This window comes from Pseudomonas sp. Sample_16 (assembly GCF_004307665.1).
In the GTDB taxonomy this organism is placed as follows: domain Bacteria; phylum Pseudomonadota; class Gammaproteobacteria; order Pseudomonadales; family Pseudomonadaceae; genus Aquipseudomonas.
Genome location: NZ_RCOB01000146.1, coordinates 25,297 through 45,209, shown reverse-complemented (window position 1 = coordinate 45,209; position 19,913 = coordinate 25,297). Strand labels below are relative to the sequence as shown.

Here is a 19,913-nt window from a genome sequence, read left to right as displayed (position 1 = left end):
CCCCGCCTCAGTCTGTGGTCGCCAGCGCCGGTACGGGCGGAGGCGCTGGTGAAGGAGTGTGTTTGTGAAACAACCGCTCCAGCCATAAGTATATGACCGGGGTGGTGAACAGCGTCAGCGCCTGGCTCACCAGCAAGCCGCCGACTACAGCGATACCCAACGGCTGGCGCAATTCGGCGCCGGTGCCGTAGCCGAGCATCAGCGGCAGGGCGCCGAGCAGGGCGGCGAGGGTGGTCATGATGATCGGCCGGAAGCGCGTGATACAGGCCTTGAAGATCGCCTCTTCCGGCGACAGGCCGCCATTGCGCTGCGCTTCGAGGGCGAAGTCGATCATCAGGATGCCGTTTTTCTTGACGATACCGATCAACAGCACCAAGCCGATCAAGGCCATGATCGAAAAATCCTGACCGCAGATCCACAGCATGATCACTGCGCCGAGGCCCGCCGAAGGCAAGGTCGAAATGATCGTCAGCGGATGCACGAAGCTCTCGTAGAGCACACCGAGAATGATGTACACCGCCAACAGCGCCGCGAGAATCAGCCAAGGCTGGCTGGCCAGCGAACTCTGGAACGCCTGGGCCGCGCCCTGGAAGTTACCGCTGATGGCGGTTGGCATGCCGATGTCGGCCTTGGCCTGGTTGAGCATGATCACCGCATCGCCCAACGCCACGCCGGGGGCCAGGTTGAACGACAGGTTGGCGGCGGGGAACATGCCGTCGTGGGCGATGGACAGCGGGCCTATGGTCGGCGCTTCGAACCTGGCCAGGGCCGACAACGGCACCATTTCCCCGCTCAGGGGCGAGCGCAGGTAGAAATAGTTGAGGCTTTCGGCTTTGCCGCGTTGCTGGGTGTCCAGTTCCAGGATCACGTTGTATTGGTTGACCTGAGTCTGGAATTCATTGATCTGGCGTTGGCCAAACGCGTCATAAAGCGCTTCGTCGACGTCACTGGCGGTCAGGCCGAAACGGGCCGCGGCGCTACGGTCGATGTTGATGTGGGTGATGCTGCCGCCCAACTGCAGGTCGTTGGAAATGTCGCGGAAGGCCGGGTTGGCGCGCAGTTTTTCCGTCAGGCGTTGGGTCCAGGTGCTCAGGGTCGCGCCGTCGTTGCTCTTGAGCACATATTGGTATTGGGCACGGCTCGGGCCGGAACTGAGGTTGATGTCCTGGCCGGCGCGCAGGTACAGGACGATGCCCGGCACTTTCATCAGTTGCGGGCGAATCCGGTCAATGAACTGGCTGGCCGAGACATCGCGGTCACCGCGTTTTTTCAGGGTGATCCAGAACCGTCCGTTGGCGATGGTCTGGTTACTGCCTGACACCCCGACCGAGTGCGAGAAGGTTTCGACTGCCGGGTCGGCAGCGACGATTTCGGCCATTGCCAGGTGTTTTTTCACCATGTCGCCGTAGGAAATATCGGCGGCGGCTTCAGTGGTGCCGAGGACGAAACCGGTGTCCTGAATCGGGAAAAAGCCCTTGGGAATGAAGATGTAACCAGCGACGGCCAGCCCCAGCGACAACGCAAACACACCGATCATGGTTTTCTGGTGGGCGAGGGCGCGGCGCAGACCTTTTTCGTACCACGCCAGCAGACGCTCGCCGAAGCCCGGTTTATCGTGGGCGTGATGCACAGGTGCGCGCATGAACAGCGCGGCCAGGGTCGGCGCCAACGTCAGGGACACCACCACCGAGATCAGGATGGTGGAGGTGGCGGTCAACGCAAATTCCTTGAACAGCCGCCCGACCACGCCCCCCATGAACAGCAGCGGAATGAATGCTGCCACCAGCGAGAAACTGATCGAGACCACGGTGAAGCCGATTTCCCCCGCACCCTTGATCGCCGCCTCACGCATACCGTCGCCGGCCTCCAGGTGACGGTGAATGTTCTCCACCACCACGATCGCATCGTCGACCACAAACCCCACGGCCACCACGATCGCCACCAGCGTCAGGTTGTTCAGGCTGAAGCCCATGACGTACATCAGGGCAAAACTGGCGATCAGCGACACACCAAGCACCGCCGACACGATCAACGTGGCTGACAACTGGCGCAGGAACAGCGCCATCACCGCCACTACAAGCAGGACGGCGATCAGCAAGGTGATTTCCACTTCATGCAAGGACGCGCGGATGGTCTGGGTGCGGTCGATCAGCACCTTGACCTGCACCGAAGCCGGCAACATGGCTTCCAGCGCCGGCAGTGCCGCCTGAATGCGATCCACGGTCTCGACGATGTTGGCGCCTGGCTGGCGGAAAATCACCAGGTTGACCCCCGGCTGCGACCCCGCCCAGGCTTGAACGTAGGCATCTTCCGAACCGTTGACGACTTTGGCGACATCCTTGAGGTGAACCGGTGCGCCATCCTTGTAGGAAACGATCAGTTGGCTGTATTCGTCGGGATGGAACAGTTGATCATTGGTCGAAAGCGTCGAGATGCTTGACTCGCCGTATAGCGCGCCTTTGGCCAGATTGAGGCTGGTTTGCTGGATGGCCAGACGGATGTCGGCCAGGGTCAGGCCGATGGCCGCCAGTTTATCGGCGGAGACCTGGACGCGAATTGCCGGACGCTGCTGACCGGTGATGGCGACCTGTCCGACACCATCGACCTGGCTGAGCTGACGGGACAACAGGGTTTCAGTCAGGTCGCTGAGCTCCGGGCCGGGCATCAGTGACGAGTTGACGCTGAGGATCAGCACCGGGCTGTCGGCCGGGTTGACCTTGCGCCAGGTCGGCAGGTTCGGCATGTCCTTGGGCAGTTTGCCGGCAGCGGTGTTGATCGCGGCCTGGACTTCCTGGGCGGCGGTGTCGATGCTCTTGTCGAGGGTGAATTGCAGGGTCAGGTTGGTCGAGCCCAGAGCACTGCTCGAGGTCATCTGGGTCACGCCGGGAATGGCGCTGAATTGCACTTCCAGAGGCGTGGCCACCGACGACGCCATGGTTTCCGGGCTGGCACCTGGCAATTGCGCGGCCACCTGGATGGTCGGAAATTCCGCTTCCGGCAACGGCGCGATGGGCAAACGCGGGAAGGCAATCGCGCCCAGCAGCACCAGGGCAAAGGTCAGCAGAATGGTCGCCACCGGATGATCGATGCACCAGGCTGAAACCGAACCATGGCCCTTCATGGCGCCGACTCCGATTGCACTACTTGCGGCGGATCGGTCAGCACCTGCACCGTCGAGCCGGGCTTGAGGCGCGATTGACCGTCGCTGACCAGCTTATCCCCGGGCTGTACGCCTTTGATGATGTTCTGGCCGCTGTCCTGATAGACCATTTGCACCGGGACGGTTTCGACCTTGTCGCCCTTGAGGCGGTAGACGAAATGCTGATCGAGGCCACGCTGTACGACGTTGGGCGGTACGACCAGCGCATCTTTATCCAGTGCGGTCTGAATTTTTACCGTCACCAGCAGGCCGGGCCAGAGCTTCTGTCCCGGGTTGTTGAATTCGGCCTTGGCGCGGATGGTGCCGGTGTTGGCGTTGATCTGGTTGTCGATCAAGGTCAAATGGCCTTCGCCCAGCAGATTGCCGGTTTCGCCGTCGGTATCGGCACCGATGTAAGCCTTTACTTGAGCGCGCTGTGGGTCGTTGATCAGGCCCTGCAGGGTTGGCAGCATCTGTTGCGGCAGCGAGAACTCCACAGCGATCGGGTCGATCTGGGTCACGGTGAACAGGCCCTGGGTGTCGGTCATGCGCAGGAAGTTGCCTTCATCCACAGTGCGAATGCCGACGCGACCGGTCACCGGAGAGCGAATCTGCGTGTAGGACAGTTGCACCAGAGCGGCGTCGATGGAGGCCTGGTTGCCTTGAGCGGTGGCCTTGAGCTGGTTGACCAGCGCTTGTTGCTGGTCGTAGGTCTGCTTGGAAACGCCGTCGTCGACACTCAGCAGTTTGTAGCGCTTGAGGTTCACCTGCGCCACTTGCAGTTGCGCCTGGCTTTCGCCCAGTTGCGCCCGGGCCTGGTCAAGGCTGGCGCGGATCGAGCGATCGTCGATAGTGGCCAACAGGTCGCCTTTTTTCACCAATTGGCCTTCCTTGACCATGATTTTGGTGAGGATGCCGTCGATTTGGGGGCGGACCACGACGCTGTGCAGTGACAGCACCGAGCCGATGCCGCTGACGAAGCGCGGGACGTCTTTTTCGGTGACGTTGACAACGCGCACAGGGATGGCGGTGGGGGTGGCCAGTTTTGCCTTGGCGGGTTTGGTGGCGAACCACACGCCCAGCGCTGCCAGGAGAATCAGGAGGGCGACGAGCAGGGCGGGTTTTTGCTGGATTCGCATGCGAGTGGGGCGCCGGGGCTGGTTTTTGGGCGAAGGGTATGTCCCTTTATAAACCTGTTTGGGGGTCGGGAAGGTGACTGCTAACTGACGGCGCTGTCAGTTTGGCCTTGCCTTGGCGGCCTCTGGGCCGGCCAGGCGTTGGATAGAACGTGTACATATCCGTTGCTGCGGTAACGGCGGCTTAGGGTTTCGCCCTTACGGCGAGTGACTTTTTTTACAAGCGCCAAAAAAAAGTAACCAAAAAAACGCTTGCCCCTGACGTACGGCCCCTCGCTGAGGCTCGGGGTTCCTTCGCTCCGGCATTCATCCGGGGGCATCGCCTCCGGTCTGCTTCGCGACGACCTCCTCTCGATGTGTGCGGCTGCGCCGCACGGCGCTGCGCGCCCACCCCCGGATAAACGCCTCCACTCAGCCTGCCGAGGGGGCGGGTGGATCAAGATCAAAAGCTGCAGGCGAGCTAACGCTCGGCCTGTTGAGTGGTGAGAAGCAACGGCGGTTGTATGGTGTTCTACTTTTGCTTTTGCTTGCTTTTGCCCTTCTGTGGGAGCTGGCTTGTCGGGTCGCCGCATCGCAGCGATGGCGGCCTGCCAGCCGACCAATTTCCACCATATGCCCCCCATCCCATTGTAGGAGCGAGCCTGCTCGCGAAAAAACCCCAGACACTGCGTTCATTCAGACAGGACACATTATCGTTGACGACCATCGCCAGCAGGCTGGCTCCTACAGGGGATCATCATATGCCCAAGCAATTAGGCCGGCCGGTAGCCCGCCCCCCGAGCATGGATATGCACTCAATCAAGTTCCACTCGGCACCGCCAACCTCAATTCGCCACCCGAACCCCACCCAGGCTCCCGCTCAGTTCATACGCCGCCAACTCCGCCTGATGCGCCGCCAACAACTCCGGCAGCGACCCACGCAGGTACTCCACCCACGTCTTGATCTTCGCATCCAGGTATTGCCGCGAAGGGTAGATGGCGTACAGGTTCAGTTCCTGGGATCGGTATTTGGGCATCACACGCACCAGCGTGCCGTCGCGCAGGCCGTCGATGGCCGCGTACAGCGGCAAGACGCCGACGCCCATGCCGCTGGTGATCGCGGTTTTCATGGCGTCGGCGGAGTTGACCAGGAACGGTGAGCTGTTGATGGTGACCATTTCCTGGCCATCCGGGCCGTCGAAGGCCCATTTCTCGAGGGGGATGACCGGGCTCACCAGGCGCAGGCAGGCATGGTTGAGCAGGTCGCTGGGTTTTTGTGCGCAGCCGTTGGCTTTGACGTAGGCCGGCGAGGCGCAAACGATGCTGTAGGTGATGCCCAGGCGCTGGGAGACGAAGCCCGAGTCCGGCAGTTCGCTGGCGAGCACGATGGAGACATCGTAGCCCTCGTCGAGCAGGTCCGGTACGCGGTTGGCCATGGTCAGGTCGAAGGTGACGTCCGGATGGGTTTTGCGATAGCGGGCGATGGCGTCGATCACGAAGTGCTGGCCGATGCCGGTCATGGTGTGCACTTTCAGCTGCCCGGCCGGGCGTGCGTGGGCGTCGCTGGCTTCGGCTTCGGCTTCTTCGACGTAGGCCAGGATCTGCTCGCAGCGCAGCAAATAACGCTTGCCGGCTTCGGTCAGGGCGATGCGACGGGTCGTTCGGTTGAGCAGACGGGTTTGCAGGTGGGCTTCCAGGTTGGAGACCGCGCGCGAGACGTTGGCCGTGGTGGTGTCCAGTTGCACCGCGGCGGCGGTGAAACTGCCGGCCTCGGCCACGTAACTGAAGGCGCGCATGTTTTGCAATGTGTCCATGGGGTGCTCTCTTGGCGAATAGCAAATTGTGACACGAAGTTTCTGTTTTTTTACAGGCGACTAAAGATGACTTCCGGATTATCTCGTTAACGGTAACAAAGATTCACAGGATTCCCAGCTTATCGCCCTTCCGGTGGCCCCATAGAATTGCGCATCCCGCAAAACTCCCCACCTCAGGAAATCGCAGCAGTGCCGCGTCGCATCAGCAGAGCGCTTCAGCCGCTCAGTGTTTTCGCTTTAACCCTGGCAATCAGCGGCTGCATCGGAACCGGAGGTATTGGCCCGCAGGGCAAGGCGCTGGAGGCCGATTCACTGGTCACCGACGAAGCCATCCAGAGCGCCGCACAGGATGCGCATTGGCCCACCGCACAATGGTGGCAGGCGTATGGCGATCCGCAACTGAACCGCTGGATCGAAACCGCCATGCAAGGCAGTCCGACCCTGGCCATGGCCGCCGCACGGGTGCGTCAAGCCAAATCGATGGCCGGCATCGCCGAAGCAGCAGAGTCGTTGCAGATCAACGGCGATTCCACGCTCAAACGCCACAACTGGCCCACCGATCCGTTCTACGGTCCCGGTGACCTGGCCAACAGCACCACTTGGGATAACAACGCCGCGCTGGGTTTCAGCTATGCCCTCGACCTCTGGGGCCGTGAAAGCAATGCCACCGAGCGCGCCGTGGATTTGGCCCATATGACGGTCGCCGAAGCGCGCCAGGCCCAACTCGAATTGCAGAACAATATCGTGCGCGTCTACATCGAGCTGTCGTTGCACTACGCGCAACGGGACATCGTCGAAGCGACGCTGAAGCAGCAACAGCAAATTCTCGAGCTGGCGCAGAAGCGTTTGAGCGGCGGCATCGGCACCCATTTCGAAGTGAGCCAGGCCGAGACGCCGTTGCCGGAAACCCATCGGCAGATCGATGCGCTGGACGAAGAAATCGCCCTGAGTCGCAATCAATTGGCCGCGCTCGCCGGTAAAGGTCCGGGGGAGGGCGCGCAGCTTCAGCGGCCAACGCTGTCGTTGGGCGCGGCGCTGAAGCTGCCGTCGGCGCTGCCGGCGCAGTTGCTCGGTCAACGGCCGGACGTGGTCGCCAGTCGTTGGCAGGTGGCGGCGCAGGCCCGCGGCATCGATGTCGCTCATGCCGGTTTTTATCCGAACGTCGATCTGGTCGGCAGCCTCGGCTACATGGCCACCGGCGGCGGGGCGCTGGAGTTTTTGACCGGCAAGAAGCTCAACTACAGCGTTGGCCCGGCGATCTCCTTGCCGATCTTCGATGGCGGGCGTTTGCGCGCGCAGTTGGGTGAAGCCTCGGCCGGGTACGACATCGCGGTGGCGCATTACAACCAAACCCTGGTCAACGCGCTGAAAAACATCTCTGATCAGTTGATCCGTCGCGAGTCGATGGACAAGCAGCAAACTTTCGCTGCCGAGTCGGTAGCCACTGCGCAGAAGACCTACGACATCGCGATGATTGCCTATCAGCGCGGGCTTACCGATTACCTCAATGTGCTCAACGCACAGACCTTGTTGTTTAAGCAGCAACAGGTGCAGCAGCAGGTGCAGGCGGCGCGTTTGAGCGCCCATGCCGAGCTGGTGACGGCATTGGGCGGTGGGCTTGGTGCGGGCGACGATGTGCCGAATGCCCAGCAGACCCAGCCACCGAAAACCCCGAGCCTTCTGAAGTGACTCGTCAGGCAAGGCCACTTTTGTGGCGAGGGAGCTTGCTCCCGCTTGAGTGCGAAGCACTCACAAGATCTTTGGGCTACCAGAGTTCTGGGGCCGCTTCGCTGCCCGGCGCGAGCAAGCGCGCTCGCCACAGGGTTTCAATCGTTTCCAGACTTTCCTGAGTGAACAAGACTCCATGACTCCCTTGCCCGCCCCTCTGCGCTGGCTGTACTCCCTGGAATGGCGCCGGGGTTTCTTTGATTGGGCACGCAGCGACGGCGTGACCTGGGTCTACATTTTCAAGGTGCTGATCGCGGCGTTCCTCACGCTGTGGCTGGCCATGCGCCTGGAATTGCCACAACCGCGCACGGCGATGATCACCGTGTTCATCGTCATGCAGCCGCAGAGCGGCCAGGTGTTCGCCAAGAGTTTCTACCGCTTCCTCGGCACCCTGACGGGGTCGGCGGTGATGGTGGCGCTGATTGCGTTATTTGCGCAAAACACCGAACTGTTTCTCGGCGCACTGGCGATCTGGGTTGGCATCTGCACCGCCGGTGCGGCGCGCTGCCGCAACTTTCGCGCCTATGGTTTTGTGCTGGCCGGCTACACCGCGGCGATGGTCGGGCTGCCTGCATTGGCTCACCCGGAAGGTGCATTCATGGCGGCGGTGTGGCGGGTGCTGGAAATTTCCCTGGGGATTCTCTGCTCGACCCTGATCAGTGCCGCGATCCTCCCGCAAACCGCCAGCGCCGCCATGCGCAACGCCTTGTATCAGCGCTTCGGCGTGTTTGCCCTGTTCGTCACCGATGGCTTGCGCGGTCGCAGTCAACGCGAGGCGTTCGAAGCCGGCAATGTGCGCTTCATTGCCGAGGCTGTCGGCCTGGAAGGGCTGCGCAGCGTCACGGTATTCGAAGACCCGCACATGCGTCGACGCAATGGCCGACTCAGCCGCCTGAACAGTGAATTCATGGGCATCACTACGCGTTTCAATGCCTTGCACCAGTTGCTCGAACGCCTGCGCAGCCACGACACGGACCACGCGGTGGCGGCGATCAAACCGGGCTTGCAAGACCTTGCCGAATTACTCGACGGCTTCAGTGGCCGAGCGCTGACCAGCGCCGACGCGGCACGCCTGGTCACGGCGCTGAACGTTTATCAGGCAGGGTTGCCGGCGCGGGTGCGCAGCCTGCGGGCGATTTTTCAGGAGAGCGGGCCGAGCGACGACGAACTGCTGGACTTCCACACCGCGTATGAACTGCTGTATCGCTTCGTCGACGACCTGCACAGTTATGCACAGACTCACGCATCCCTGGCCGATCACAGTCATGAACGGGAGCGCTGGGACGAGCCGTTCACCCCGCAGACCAATTGGCTGGTGTCGGCGGCCTCGGGCATTCGCGCGGCGTTTATCCTGGTGGTGTTGGGCAGCTATTGGGTGGCAACGGCGTGGCCGAGCGGGGCGACCATGACCCTGATCGCCGCCGCCACTGTGGGCCTGTCCGCCGCCACGCCGAACCCCAAGCGCATGGCGTTTCAGATGGCGTGCGGCACGCTGCTCGGCGCGTTGATCGGCTTCGTCGAGATGTTTTTCATCTTCCCGTGGATCGATGGTTTTGCCTTGCTGTGCGTGATGCTCGCCCCGGTCATCGTGCTCGGATCATTCCTGGCGTCGCGACCGCAATATGCCGGCGTCGGCCTGGGCTTGTTGATCTTTTTCAGTACCGGTTCGGTGCCGGACAACCTCACCGTCTACAACCCCTACACCTTCATCAACGACTACATCGCCATGGTGCTCGGCATGCTGGTGTGCGCGGCGGCGGGGGCGATCATTCTGCCGCCCAACAGTCGCTGGCTGTGGCGCCGACTGGAGCAGGATCTGCGTGGCCAGGTGGTGTACGCCATCAGCGGCAAGCTCAAGGGGCTGGCGTCGAGTTTCGAAAGTCGCACCCGCGACCTGGTGCACCAGGCCTACGGCTTCGCGGCGGGCCAGCCACAGGTGCAGCGCAACCTGCTGCGCTGGATGTTTGTGGTACTGGAAGTCGGTCACGCGATCATCGAATTGCGCAAGGAACAGGCGATCCTGCCGGTGCACCCGGCGTATGCCGAATCCCAGCCCTGGCGCCAGGCGATCCGCGTGATGGGGCGCGCGCTGGTGCGGTTGTTTTTGCAACCGGGCAGCAGCAACCTCGAACGTGCTCTGATCGCTGTCGACCACGCGATCAGCCGAGTGCAGTCCACTGACGAACCTTTTGCTCCGCACTTCGACACCTCGGCGTTGCGTCGGGTGAAGAGCTACCTGCACTTCATCCGCACATCGCTGCTCGACCCGCAATCGCCCCTTGCCGCCCACGCCAATGCCAAGCCTGAAGGACTTGAACATGCCTCGTGAAATCGCCTTCCACGGCGTGTACATGCCGACCATGACCCTGATGTTCCTGATTGCCGCAGTGGTGGCCTGGGCGCTGGACAGGTTCCTCTCCGGGTTCGACCTGTACCGCTTTTTCTGGCACCCGGCGCTGCTGCGTCTGAGCCTGTTTACCTGTCTGTTCGGCGCGCTGGCGCTGACGGTCTACCACTGACTCTCTATCTCTGAAGAAGGCCCTGATGAAAAAGCTTTTCAGCCTGCTCGCAACCTTGCTGGTGCTGGCCCTTGCGATATGGATCGGCCGGACCCTGTGGGTGCATTACATGCAAACCCCATGGACTCGCGATGGCCGGGTGCGCGCCGATATCATCAATGTCGCCGCCGATGTCACCGGCGAAGTGGTGAACGTGCCGGTCCGCGACAATCAGTTGGTGAAAAAGGGCGACCTGCTGATGCAAATCGATCCCGAACATTATCGGCTTGCGGTCAAACAGGCGCAGTCGCTGGTGGCTTCGCGCAAGGCCACCTGGGAAATGCGCAAGGTCAACGCCCATCGTCGCGCGGATATGGACAACCTGGTGATCTCCCGGGAAAACCGCGACGACGCCAGCAACCTCGCCGACTCGGCGCTGGCCGATTATCAGCATGCACAAGCGCAACTGGAAGCGGCTGAACTCAATCTCAAACGCACCGAGGTCCGCGCAGCAGTGGACGGTTACGTGACCAACCTCAATGTGCATCGCGGCGACTACGCACGCATCGGTGAAGCGAAGATGGCGGTAGTCGACATGAACTCGTTCTGGGTCTATGGCTTTTTCGAAGAAACCAAATTGCCCCATGTGCGCGTTGGCGACCAAGCCGACATGCAGCTGATGAGCGGCGAAGTGCTCAAGGGCCACGTGGAAAGCATCTCGCGCGGTATCTACGATCGCGATAATCCAGAGAGCCGCGAACTGATCGCGGACGTGAACCCGACGTTCAACTGGGTGCGTCTGGCGCAACGGGTGCCGGTGCGGATACACATCGATGAAGTGCCGGAGGGTGTGCTGTTGGCGGCGGGGATTACCTGCACCGTGGTGGTGAATCCTGCGGCAGGCGGATAAAACCAAGACAGAAACGCTCTTGTGGCGAGGGAGCTTGCTCCCGCTGGGCTGCGTAGCGGCCCCAGGATGGCACTGCCGAGCAGTCCAACGGGAGCAAGCTCCCTCGCCACAAAAAAAGCGATTGCGTCAGCCTTGGCAAAAAGTCTCCTGCAAATGCCGCCAGAAGATCTTGCCTTTCATCTTCTCGAACACCACGGTGGAGCGGCGATCGGAATGCAGACCGGTGGCATCGGTCTGTTGTTCGCGGTAGCTGACCGTTGCGCCGCCGTCGTGCAGCGCCACGCCAGACAGTTCGCTGAGCTCGATGCGGAACCCGAGCTTCTTGCCGCCCGCCAGCATGAACAGCTCATTGAGCGCGTCGAAATCCAGCACCCGCCCCAGCGGCGAGACCATGGAAAATTGCGGTGAGAAACGCGCCAGCAGTTGTTCCAGTTCGACAGCGTCGCGCTCCTCGGCCAGCCATTGTTCGATGGCTACGTGGGCCTGGATCACTTCGTCGAAGTATTCGGTGTAGTCGCTCATGATGGATTCCTGAAGTCGGTGGTGACGGTGCTGACGCCATCGCGGGCAAGCCTCGCTCCTACAGGATTAATGCCAATTCAATATCCTGCAGGAGCGAGGCTTGCCCGCGAAGAACGATCTCGCGGAACTAGAGCTGACCCCGCAACCCGAACCGCTTCATCAATCCCGATTCCAGCAAGCCCTTGGGTAACAAGGCTGCCAGCATTGGCAACGCCCGGCTGCCATTGCCCAGGCGAATCAATCGTGGCGGCTTGTCCTGCTGCACAGCCTTGAGCAGCCCGGCGGCAAATTCACTGGCCGGTGTCGGTTTGTCCTGGGATGCCCTGGCCCGTGCGCGAATGCCTTCGCGCAGCGGGAACCATGGCGATTGTTCGCTGATCAGTTGCTCGGCTTCGTGGCCGGCATTTTTGGCGAAACTGGAGGCGATGGCACCAGGCTGAACCTCCATGACCCGCACACCGAACGGTGCCAGCTCCATGCGCAGGGCATCGCTCAAGGCATGCACGGCGGCTTTGGACGCGCAGTAGGCACCGGCGAACGGCGTGACCAGGACACCGGACACACTGCCGATATTCACCACAATGCCTTGGGTCCGGCGCAGCACGGGAAACATCGCCCGAGTGACACCGACGATGGCGAACACATTGGTCTCGAACTGGCGTTGCATGGCCGGTACGCCGCCGTCGAGCAACGGCCCCATGGCGCCATAACCGGCGTTGTTGATCAGCACGTCGAGGCCACCGCATTGCTGGTTGATGCGCTCGCTCAACTGCTCAAGCGCAGCACCGTCGTTGACGTCCAGTTGCACGGCGACAAATCCGGCAGCGCTGAGCAGGGCGACATCTTCAGCCTTGCGCGCACTGGCCCAGACTTCGTAGCCGGCCGCCTTGAAGGCATCGGCGAGGGCGCGGCCGATGCCGCTGGAACAACCGGTAATCAACGCAACGGGCATGGCGCGGTCCTTGTGCAGAATGGAAAAGAGATCAATCGGAGAAACTACCCTGCAATCGCTCGGCGCGAAACTCCAGGGTTTCCGGACGGTAGCCGGGGCGCAGCGGCGGCAGTGGCAAGCAGTCTTCCCAGTTGCCGCCGGCCTGCAGTTCGCCGGGGCCACGATAACGCGGGGCGCTGTATTGATTGTCGGCCAGGTTGACCGTGTCCCCCGGCGCATAGGCAGCGACTCGCCAACGCAGTTCGGTCAGCGGTACGTCATTGCCGTTGTTCAGGGTCAATTGCAACGGCCGGTCGGCGGGGCAGTGCTGCGGCGCATAGCTGATGCGCAGCTCCAGGCGTTGCAATTGCTTGAGTTCGCGGTGGTCCATCCAGATGACCCAAGTAGCAACGATGCCCAGCCCTGCGGCGGCGGCCATGGACACCGGCAAGGCTTTGGCCGGATAGCGCAGCAACAGGATCAGCCAGGTAATGACCAGCAGGATGCCGATGAACATGACGCGAAAACCTCGGGAGCAGAGGAGGTCATCCTACCTAAGCGCAGATGAGGTGGCGATGGGCGAGATCTTTTTACAGGGCGTGCCGGCCCCATCGCTGGCAAGCCAGCTCCCACAGTGGACGGATGTGCTCAGAATTTGTGACCGACTCACAAACCTGTGGGAGCTGGCTTGCCAGCGATGGCGCCAGTCGAGCCAGCGAAAGAATCCGGACAAAAAAAGCCCCCGGCCAAACCGCTGCGGATAGGGAACGCAGCGAGTTGGTCGAGGGCTTAAGTTACAGAAGTTTATTGCGCGATAGTTTTCACCGACACGCCACGCTCGATCGGGGTCGAGCGACCGTAGATATCTTCAAACCGCTCGATATCGTCCTCACCCAAGTAACTACCAGACTGCACTTCGATGATCTCGAGTGGAATCTTCCCCGGGTTACGCAGGCGGTGCACCGAAGCAATCGGAATGTAGGTCGACTGGTTCTCGGTGAGCAGGAACACGTTTTCGTCGCAGGTCACTTCGGCGGTGCCGCTGACGACGATCCAGTGTTCGGCACGGTGGTGGTGCATCTGCAGCGACAGGCACGCGCCCGGCTTGACCGAGATGTGCTTGACCTGGAAGCGGCCGCCCATGTCCACCGAGTCGTAGGAGCCCCACGGACGGTAGACCTCGCAATGGTTCTGGGTTTCAGTGCGGCCCTGTTCGTTGAGGGTGTTGACCATTTGTTTCACGCCTTGGACCTTGTCCTTGTGCGCGATCATCATGGCGTCCTTGGTTTCGACCACGACGATGTTTTCCAGGCCGATCACCGACACCAGTTTGCCGTTGCCGTGGATCATGCAGTTTTTGCTGTCCTGGATGACCACGTCGCCTTTGGTGACGTTGCCGTTGGCGTCTTTTTCGTTCACTTCCCACAACGACGACCAGCAGCCGACATCGCTCCAGCCGGCCGTCAGCGGTACGACGCAGGCGCGTTGGGTTTTTTCCATCACCGAGTAGTCGATGGAGTTGTCCGGGCAGCAGGCGAAAGTGGCTTCGTCGATGCTGACGGTGTCAGCGTCCTGGGCACTGCGCTCCAGGGTCAGCAGGCAGGTGTCGTAGATGTCCGGGTCGTGCTTTTTCAGTTCTTCGAGGAAGCGGCTGGCGCGGAACAGGAACATGCCGCTGTTCCAGAAGTAGCCGCCGGATTGCACGTATTCGGTGGCACGTTTCACGTCGGGTTTTTCGACGAAGTGCGATACACGGCTGACGCCTTCAGGCAGCAGCGAATCGTTGGTCGACTTGATGTAGCCGTAACCGGTTTCCGGTTTAGTTGCCGGTACGCCGAACAGCACCATTTCGCCGTTTTCCGCCGCCACAGTGGCCAGGGCCAGGGCGCGTTGCAGGGCTTTCTGGTCTTCCAGTACGTGATCGGCCGGGAGCACCAGCATCAGTTCGTCACGACCTTCGTTAACCAGCATCATCGCGGTCAGGGCCACGGCCGGCGCAGTGTTGCGACCGAACGGCTCCATCAGGATGCGCTGGGTTTCCAGTTTGCGGGCCGCCAGTTGCTCATTGACGATGAAGCGGTGGTCCTTGTTGCAGACCACGATCGGCGTGTCCATGCCTTCGAACACCAGGCGTTCCAGGGTTTGCTGGAACAGCGTGTGTTCGCCGGTCAGCGCCAGGAACTGTTTAGGGAACTGCTTACGGGAAAGCGGCCAAAGACGTGAGCCACTACCACCTGACAAGATCACCGGAATCATGTTGTTACTCCTTGAAAATCGTTTGGTTAGAGCTACTTCGTTCTGTCGTTTCACTCTTGTTCTTGTTCCGTGTCCCCGTTGATTCCTCGATCCCTGTGGGAGCTGGCTTGCCAGCGATGGCATCAACTTGGTGCATCTGTTTCACCGAGTCGTCTGCATCGCGGGCAAGCCCGCTCCCACAGGGAAATGGGTCAACCGGACGAATTAATTAGCGCGTCGATACCGGGCGTTTTACCCAGACTGGCGACAGGCTGCTGCCGTTGCCGGTGACGTACAGCACTGCCGCTTCACCGCGTTCCAGGGCGACGGGTTTCACGTCGCCGACTTTCGTTGCGCCATCGTATAGCGCCAGGCTGACTTTCACCGGGTTGATTTCACGTTCGCCACGGCCCTTGGGTGCGACGTTCGGCACCACATCGGTCTTGCCGTCGGCGGTTTTCAGGGTCAGTGCCTTGTCGCTGAGGTTCTGCACGCGCACCAGGGATTTCTGCTTGTTCTTGAACGGCGGCTCTTCGATCAGTTGCGGCGCGCCGCTGGCGTTGTTGACCAGGGTGTAATAGTGATCGCCGGCCAGTTTCACCGGCAGGGTCTGGCTGCCGACCTTGGCGCTGTAGTCACCGCCCGGCATGAAGCTGAAGTCACTGCTGGACAGCGGTGCGACGTCGCTCAGGCTGGTGCTGCCGACGGTGGCGCTGACTTCGGCGTTGCTGGCGTTGTAGATACGCACGAAGGATGAACCTTTCGGTGCAGTCGGGCCGTACAGCGCAGCATCGCCACCGGCGAAGGCCTGCATCGAGAGCACACTCATACCAGCAACCAGTGCAAAGGTCTTGGCGAGACGACGAGGAGTAGTGAAAGTCATGGTAGTACCTCTCTCTTTCAGTTTTGCGCCCGGTCGGGCGTCTCGGATTTAGTGTTTGCGGCTACGTTTTGTTGGCGGGCGCCGGCTTGTTTAAGCTCTGCGACCCACTGCGGGTCGGCGTCGCCGATTTCGTTGTTCACAGGCAGATATCGTTCAGGAAACTCCCAGATCAGCACTTGTGGCGGGCTGTTCTTGAAAGCATCGCTTTTGAGGTAGCTGAGCATTGGCAGAATCGGGCCGTGGCCGTCTTCGGCGTAATTGACCACGTCGCTGTTCAGCGCTTGCTTGAGCGCACCGACGAAGTTCCAGTTGGGGTTGGCGCTGTAACTGGTGCCGATCAGGGCCACCGGCACTTCGGTGTTGGCGAACAAAGCGTCGTCACCGGCCGCTTGATCTTCAGCCGCGACCGTATTGCGCTTCTGCAGAGGCTCCTGCTTGGGCATCAGGTTTTCGAACAGCGGGTCCAGTGGCAGGAACAGCCGCAGGTCGCCCTTGTGCGTAACGGTTTCCGCAGGCTCGGTGACGAAGCGCTGTGGCTCGCCGCTCAGCGGGTACTTGTCGGCAATGGTCTTGGCCAAACGGTTGGCCGCGATCTCGGCACCTTGTGGTGTCCAGTGGGTGTCGGTGCGCAGGAACACCTGCTGACCGTTCTGCTTGGCCTGTTGCAGCGGGCCAAGCAGGTCAGGAGCAAGGATGCGGTCGGCAGCCAGACGCTTGTGGAAGTCCTGGTAAAGGTTGGCGTGGATGCTGGCCGGTTTTTCCTCGCCCAGATGCTCCGGATACAGACGCACCTTGGCCGGTACCACCGCCATTACCAGTTTCACGCCTTTCTCTTTGAGGGTCTGGCGTACGCCTTCGACCAGCGCGTAGTTGCCTTGCAGGTTCAGCTCTTCGTTGACGGTCGGGTGGAATTCTTCATCGCTGTACAACCACTGGTCGCGCCCGAGCACCACGCCCGGACGACCTTCGTTGAACAGTTTGAAATCCAGCGCCGCCCAGAGGTTGGTGCCAAGACGCTTGATCGGAAACTCGTCGTCGTAGTGGGTTTCCACCGCCTTGGTCCAGCGGCCGTTGAGCACCGTCGCATCGGCATTGGTGCTGAAGCCCAGGAAGCTGCGAACCGACCACAGGCCGAGGGCGAGCAGCGTCACCAGGAACAGGGCGATGTAGAAGATGCGTAATGAGCGGGTCATGGTCAGATCCCTCAGAACTGGAAGTAAAGGAACGGCGAGAAGCTTTGCGCCGAGAGTTTGAGAATCGAGGCGATGAACAGCAGCAGCACCAGCGCCCGCATCACATAACGCGACCAGTCAGCGGTCCAGTAGGCCGGTTGCACCTGGGCGTCGACGCCGACGGTGTAGCCAGGCTGGTGGATGCTCGCCGGGTTATCCCCAGGCGCGGCCTTGATCAGACCCGGTTCGCTGGCGGCCGGGCCGTCGCTGTCCACGTTCACCGCAGGCTTGGTCTTGACCGCAGGCTGGTTGCTGTAGAAGTCACGCAGGCCGAAGAACGCCAGGGTCACGTAGGCGACGATCAGCGTTGCCACTTGCAGACCGGTGAGGCTGGCCTGGTTGAGTTCCGACAGCGACCAGTCGCCGAAGCTGAACATCGCGCCATACATGCGACCGGCGACGTGCAGGTTTTCTGCACGGAAGATCACCCAGCCCATCACCACCAGCAGGAAGGTCAGCGCCCAGCGGATCGGGTTGAAGCTGCGCGGCGAAGTGTTCAGGCCCAGGGCCTTTTCAATCGCCAGCCACATGCCGTGCCACGCACCCCAAACGATGTAGGTGATGTTGGCGCCGTGCCACAGACCACCGAGCAGCATGGTCAGGAACAGGTTGCGATAGGTGGTCAGCGTGCCTTTACGGTTGCCGCCCAGGGTGATGTACAGATAGTCACGCAACCAGGTCGACAGGCTGATGTGCCAGCGGCGCCAGAACTCGGTGATCGACTGGCTGATGTACGGCTGCTTGAAGTTTTCCATGAAGCGGAAACCCATCATCAAGCCCAGGCCGATGGCCATGTCGCTGTAGCCGGAGAAGTCGAAGTACAACTGCGCGGTGTAGGCCAGTGCCCCCAGCCAGGCATCGCCCGTGGTCGGGTTTTGCAGGGCGAAGCAATGGTCGGCCACCACCGCGAGGGTGTCGGCGATGAAGACTTTCTTGATGAAACCCTGCATGAACCGCGTGCAGCCCTCGGAGAATTTGTCGAGGGTGTGCGTGCGGTTGTTGAACTGGTCGGCGAGGTCGCGAAAACGCAACACGGGACCTGCGATCAAGTGCGGGAAGATCGCCACGAACGCCGCGAAGTCGATCAGGTTGCGGGTCGCCGGGGTGTCGCCACGGTAGACGTCGATGATGTAGCTGATGGACTCGAAGATGTAGAACGAGATACCGATCGGCAACAGCACGTGGGTCAGAATGAACGGCTCCAGGCCCACCGACGTCATCATCGCGTTGATGCTGTCGACGCCGAAGTTGGCGTACTTGAAGTAGCCGAGGATGCACAGGTCGACAACCACGCCGAGCAGCAACCAGCGTTGTGCCGGTTTGGTCCGGACACCGGCGGCACCGACCTTCAGGCCGATCCAGTAGTTCCACAGCGTGACCGCTGCGAACAGCGCCAGAAAGTCCACACGCCACCAGGCATAGAACACGTAGCTGGCAATCAGCAGCAACAGATTGCGATAGCGTTGCCCGCTCAGGTAGTACAAGCCGAGAAAGATCGGCAAGAACAAAAACAGGAACACGTTGGACGAAAAAACCATCCCGATCTCTCCTTGTTTGAACCAACAGTCAAGGGCCAACGGCCCCCCCAAACCCCCCACCGAAATCAGGAGGATGTGTTGCATGCTGCGTCTTTGCCCGTGGCGAGGGAGCTTGCTCCCGCTAGGGTGCGAAGCGCCCCTGAAACCCGATGACGCGGTGTGTCAGTCAATACGCGTTCATTGGGTTACGACTGCTTCGCAGCCGAGCGGGAGCAAGCTCCCTCGCCACAGGTGAATACAGTCAGCTTCATGAACCCTTTTTGCCCTTTTCATTGGCCGGGTCGTAGACCCGGGTCAAGTCACCGCCCAGACGGAAAGTCTTGAACGGTTGCATGTCATGCTTCTTCTCAAGTACGTCCGGCGCGCAGGTGTAGAGCGAGCAGAACGGTTCGAGCCAGGCGAATTTCGAATCGACCTTGAGGTCGGTCATGTCCTGTTCCTTACCGTTCTTCTGCTCGAATTCGTCCGGATCCTTGACCCCGGCGAGTACCCGATCACCCAGGCGTTTCAGTGCGCCGTTGTTTTCCTGACGCAAGTCCACTCCGTTGACCTGGGCGAAACTGGCGATCATCGCCAGTGGCGGCAGGGCATAGTTGTGGTAGGCCAACGCACGTTGCTGACGCTTGAGTTCGTTAGGCAAAAAGCCCTGGGCGTCGACCTGATTGGCGCCGACCTTGTATTCCTTCACGGCCCAGTCGAACAGGTCGCGGCGGTTGGTGGCGACGGCGGTTGCCATCACCGACCAGGCGGCCCAGTACGAATGGTTGTTGGTTTTTTCCAGCGGCAGGTTGTCCCAATCGCTGACCACCTGGTCGGCCATCTTGCTGAACCAGGCCTCGATCAGCTGCGACTCTTGCTGATGATTGGCCAGCGGACGGGAGTCGGAAAACTTCAGGCGAATGTACGAGGACGCCATGCTGCCCAGTGCCCATTTGCGCATCGACTTGCCGGTGTGGTTGAAGTCCTTGGACATCAACGCATCCGCCTTGGCCCATGCCGTAAGCCAGTTGAGCGTGCATTCCAGTTGTTCCGGGCGACCGTCACGCATGAATTGCATGACGCGCTTGCTGGTGCCGCGCTCGATCTTGGTGATATCGGCGGTGCTGTCGCGGAAGGCTTTTTCCGATTGCACGTTCAGGGTCGAACGGGCCTTGTCCGAACCTTCGTACTTGCTGCGAAATTGCAGCGAGCCGGTGTACGGCGTCGGCATTGCTTCGCAGCCTTCGCTCTTGTCGCCGTTTTTGACTTTCTCGATCGGCGCGAAGTAACCCTGTGGCGGACGCAAAGGCGCCGCCGCCTGGGTCGCACCGGCGAACATCGCCAGGCTCAAAAGCGTCAGTGTTGCCAGTTTCGGATTTCGCATAGCAG

At 61.1% G+C, this 19,913-nt stretch carries 15 protein-coding genes; 4 read left to right on the top strand and 11 right to left on the bottom strand.

Annotation, left to right across the window (positions count from 1 at the left end; all coding sequences use genetic code 11):
- Positions 1-7: 7 nt before the first annotated feature.
- The 3 genes from D8U69_RS19440 to D8U69_RS19420 form a co-directional block, all read right to left on the bottom strand.
- A complete protein-coding gene (locus D8U69_RS19440; RefSeq protein WP_056853187.1) occupies positions 8-3,121 on the bottom strand; it encodes a multidrug efflux RND transporter permease subunit in 3,114 nt (1,037 codons plus the stop codon).
- Positions 3,118-4,278, bottom strand: a complete 1,161-nt coding sequence (locus D8U69_RS19435; protein ID WP_130903608.1) for an efflux RND transporter periplasmic adaptor subunit — start codon at positions 4,276-4,278, stop codon at positions 3,118-3,120. The genes D8U69_RS19440 and D8U69_RS19435 overlap by 4 nt, the downstream gene beginning before the upstream one ends.
- An 821-nt stretch (positions 4,279-5,099) precedes the next feature.
- On the bottom strand, positions 5,100-6,068 hold the full coding sequence (locus D8U69_RS19420; RefSeq protein ID WP_056853185.1) for a LysR family transcriptional regulator: 969 nt from the start codon (positions 6,066-6,068) through the stop codon (positions 5,100-5,102).
- 189 nt (positions 6,069-6,257) lie between these two features.
- On the opposite strand from D8U69_RS19420, the gene D8U69_RS19415 reads away from it, so the two are divergent.
- From D8U69_RS19415 to D8U69_RS19400, 4 genes are all read left to right on the top strand, one after another.
- A complete protein-coding gene (locus D8U69_RS19415; protein WP_130907935.1) occupies positions 6,258-7,757 on the top strand; it encodes an efflux transporter outer membrane subunit in 1,500 nt (499 codons plus the stop codon).
- 175 nt (positions 7,758-7,932) lie between these two features.
- On the top strand, positions 7,933-10,125 hold the full coding sequence (locus D8U69_RS19410; RefSeq protein WP_130907934.1) for an FUSC family protein: 2,193 nt from the start codon (positions 7,933-7,935) through the stop codon (positions 10,123-10,125).
- Positions 10,115-10,315 (top strand): DUF1656 domain-containing protein, encoded by a 201-nt coding sequence (locus tag D8U69_RS19405; protein ID WP_056853182.1) that lies wholly within the window; start codon positions 10,115-10,117, stop codon positions 10,313-10,315. Before D8U69_RS19410 ends, D8U69_RS19405 begins: the two co-directional genes overlap by 11 nt.
- A gap of 25 nt (positions 10,316-10,340) precedes the next feature.
- Entirely contained in the window at positions 10,341-11,204 is an 864-nt protein-coding gene (locus D8U69_RS19400) for an HlyD family secretion protein (protein WP_056853181.1), read from the top strand.
- 126 nt (positions 11,205-11,330) lie between these two features.
- On the opposite strand, the gene D8U69_RS19395 is transcribed toward D8U69_RS19400, so the two are convergent.
- From D8U69_RS19395 to D8U69_RS19360, 8 genes are all read right to left on the bottom strand, one after another.
- Positions 11,331-11,726 carry a DUF4440 domain-containing protein gene (locus D8U69_RS19395; RefSeq protein WP_130907933.1) on the bottom strand — a complete coding sequence of 132 codons (396 nt, stop codon included), beginning with the start codon at positions 11,724-11,726 and terminating at the stop codon, positions 11,331-11,333.
- A gap of 127 nt (positions 11,727-11,853) precedes the next feature.
- Positions 11,854-12,678, bottom strand: coding sequence for an SDR family oxidoreductase (locus D8U69_RS19390; protein ID WP_130907932.1), 825 nt, complete (start codon positions 12,676-12,678; stop codon positions 11,854-11,856).
- Between the two features lie 31 nt (positions 12,679-12,709).
- Positions 12,710-13,174, bottom strand: coding sequence for a hypothetical protein (locus tag D8U69_RS19385; RefSeq protein WP_056853178.1), 465 nt, complete (start codon positions 13,172-13,174; stop codon positions 12,710-12,712).
- A gap of 287 nt (positions 13,175-13,461) precedes the next feature.
- On the bottom strand, positions 13,462-14,913 hold the full coding sequence (locus D8U69_RS19380) for a mannose-1-phosphate guanylyltransferase/mannose-6-phosphate isomerase (RefSeq protein WP_056854508.1): 1,452 nt from the start codon (positions 14,911-14,913) through the stop codon (positions 13,462-13,464).
- Between the two features lie 208 nt (positions 14,914-15,121).
- Entirely contained in the window at positions 15,122-15,775 is a 654-nt protein-coding gene (locus D8U69_RS19375; RefSeq protein ID WP_056854507.1) for an alginate O-acetyltransferase AlgF, read from the bottom strand.
- A gap of 17 nt (positions 15,776-15,792) precedes the next feature.
- Positions 15,793-16,968 (bottom strand): alginate O-acetyltransferase, encoded by a 1,176-nt coding sequence (locus D8U69_RS19370; protein ID WP_130903615.1) that lies wholly within the window; start codon positions 16,966-16,968, stop codon positions 15,793-15,795.
- 11 nt (positions 16,969-16,979) lie between these two features.
- Entirely contained in the window at positions 16,980-18,545 is a 1,566-nt protein-coding gene (locus tag D8U69_RS19365) for an MBOAT family protein (RefSeq protein ID WP_130907931.1), read from the bottom strand.
- Between the two features lie 247 nt (positions 18,546-18,792).
- Complete coding sequence (locus D8U69_RS19360; protein WP_130907930.1) at positions 18,793-19,908, bottom strand: mannuronate-specific alginate lyase; 1,116 nt, start codon at positions 19,906-19,908, stop codon at positions 18,793-18,795.
- Positions 19,909-19,913: the final 5 nt, after the last annotated feature.